This window comes from Sphaerisporangium aureirubrum (assembly GCF_042658925.1).
Lineage (GTDB): Bacteria > Actinomycetota > Actinomycetes > Streptosporangiales > Streptosporangiaceae > Sphaerisporangium > Sphaerisporangium aureirubrum.
In genome coordinates this window covers 1-776 of the sequence record NZ_JBHSRF010000202.1, presented here as the reverse complement: position 1 = coordinate 776, position 776 = coordinate 1, and the positions used below count along the sequence as shown (strand labels likewise).

Below are 776 nucleotides of genomic sequence, written 5' to 3'. Positions count from 1 at the left end.
GGGCACATTCCGTTCACCCCGCGGGCCAAGAAGGTCCTTGAGCTGTCGCTTCGTGAGGCTTTGCAGCTGGGTCACAACTACATCGGCACCGAGCACATCCTTCTTGGGTTGATCCGGGAGGGTGAGGGGGTGGCGGCGCAGGTTCTGGTGAAGCTGGGTGCGGATCTGAATCGTGTGCGTCAGCAGGTGATCCAGTTGCTGCACGGCTACCAGGGCAAGGAGCCGGCGGCCGCCGGCGGCCCTGCGGAGTCGGCGCCTTCGACCTCGCTGGTGCTCGACCAGTTCGGCCGTAACCTGACGCAGGCCGCCCGTGAGGGCAAGCTCGACCCGGTGATCGGCCGGGACAAGGAGATCGAGCGGGTCATGCAGGTGCTGTCGCGCCGCACCAAGAACAATCCCGTCCTCGTCGGCGAGCCCGGCGTCGGCAAGACCGCCGTCGTCGAAGGCCTGTCCCAGAAGATCGTCAAGGGCGAGGTCCCCGAGACGCTCAAGGACAAGCAGCTCTACACGCTCGACCTCGGCGCCTTGGTCGCCGGCTCCCGCTACCGCGGTGACTTCGAGGAGCGCCTGAAGAAGGTCCTCAAGGAGATCCGCACGCGCGGCGACATCATTCTGTTCATCGACGAGTTGCACACGCTGGTGGGCGCGGGCGCGGCCGAGGGTGCGATCGACGCGGCGAGCATCCTGAAGCCGATGCTGGCGCGCGGCGAGCTGCAGACCATCGGTGCGACCACGCTGGACGAGTACCGCAAGCACCTGGAGAAGGACGCCGCGCT

General features: G+C 66.9%; 1 protein-coding gene. It reads left to right on the top strand.

Annotated features, from left to right (window positions below):
* A partial coding sequence (locus ACFP1K_RS41145) for a Clp protease N-terminal domain-containing protein (RefSeq protein WP_380764046.1) occupies positions 1-776 on the top strand: 776 nt, incomplete at both ends.